This window comes from Cohnella nanjingensis (assembly GCF_014212125.1).
GTDB lineage: Bacteria > Bacillota > Bacilli > Paenibacillales > Paenibacillaceae > Cohnella > Cohnella nanjingensis.
Genome location: NZ_JACJVP010000078.1, coordinates 1 through 1,256, shown reverse-complemented (window position 1 = coordinate 1,256; position 1,256 = coordinate 1). Strand labels below are relative to the sequence as shown.

1 protein-coding gene is annotated in these 1,256 nt (G+C 51.0%); it reads right to left on the bottom strand.

From position 1 onward, the window contains the following. Positions 1 to 1,191 (bottom strand): IS4 family transposase (locus tag H7C19_RS33195; protein WP_185673381.1); only part of this gene is annotated, 1,191 nt, incomplete at its 3' end. Positions 1,192 to 1,256: the final 65 nt, after the last annotated feature.

Below are 1,256 nucleotides of genomic sequence, written 5' to 3'. Positions count from 1 at the left end.
CCGGCTAACTATCGCTACATCGCAACTTTCCGCTATATACGGGGGAGGTGGTCGCTCCCGCTTTTGCCTTCCTCGGGTTTGGCCGGTTGGCCGCTTGCTCGCAGCTTTGACAAAATCGTCCCAACTCCGAAAAGCATACACCCGCAATAGTCTCAGCGTCTGCCAAAGGGTTTGCGGGATCTGCTTCATAAGACGTACCAAGTACAACAAGACGTAGGCAATCATAGCGATCAAAATGTGATTCCATACGGCTTGTGGCTTGTAAGCAAACAACTTCGCAAACTTCAAATGCTGCTTCATCCACCGAAAGAACAACTCAATCCGCCAGCGCTGACGGTACAGATCTGCAATTTCGCGAGCGGACAAGTCGAAGCGCGTTGTCCCTATCCGGTAAAGCCGACCTTGTTCGTCCTTGAATTCCACCAAGCGAATCGGCGCCTTCATTAAGTGCTTCCCTTTTCCGAGAAACACGATCGCATCTCGCAAGAGCAGGGGGTCCGCAGGATCACACGCATCCTCATGAAGAACCTGATGGATAATTAATCGGGTGTTCAGCCGCATCACGAACTTTCGGTTATGGGCAATCCAATCTTCCATCCGCCAATAGCAGACATAGCCTCGATCCATAAGGTAGGTGGCATCAGGATCTACAACGAGTAGATCGGCTCCTTCATGGTCGCTTACATGCCCGATCGAAGGCGTGATGCGATCGGGTATTGTCTCCCCATTGGCGAGAACGACAATCCGCGTGTGTACCTTCACCGCGCAATGGTTACGATCCACGTAGGTCCAATTGGACATTTTCTGGGGCAGAGTGAGCTTGGTGGAATCCAAGACGAACATTTGTTGGGCGGCCAGCTTGCCGGACTGATCGGCTACATGCTTCGTACGAGCAATTAGCGCATGGAAAAGCGCCTCTAGCACGCAACTGGGAAAGTCATCGATGCGCCGGCACAGTTGGGAAGCGCTGACGGTACAACCGAACTCGGTTTGAAGTTCGGTGTGGGCTGCAATTTCGGTTTCAATGCGAGCCAGAGATTCCCAACCGCAAAGCTGAGCGGAAAGAAAGATTTTAAGCAAATTGGCGCAAGAGAGCTTACGAACGCGATAATCCAACAAAGGAGCCGAAAAATCCGTAAGCGGCAACAAAGAAAGGCATTGACGAAGGGTACAAAGATCCGATACACTCACTAATGCGAGTCTCCTTAGTTGACGTGTATGGATCGTACCTACACATTAACAATAGGAGATTTTGT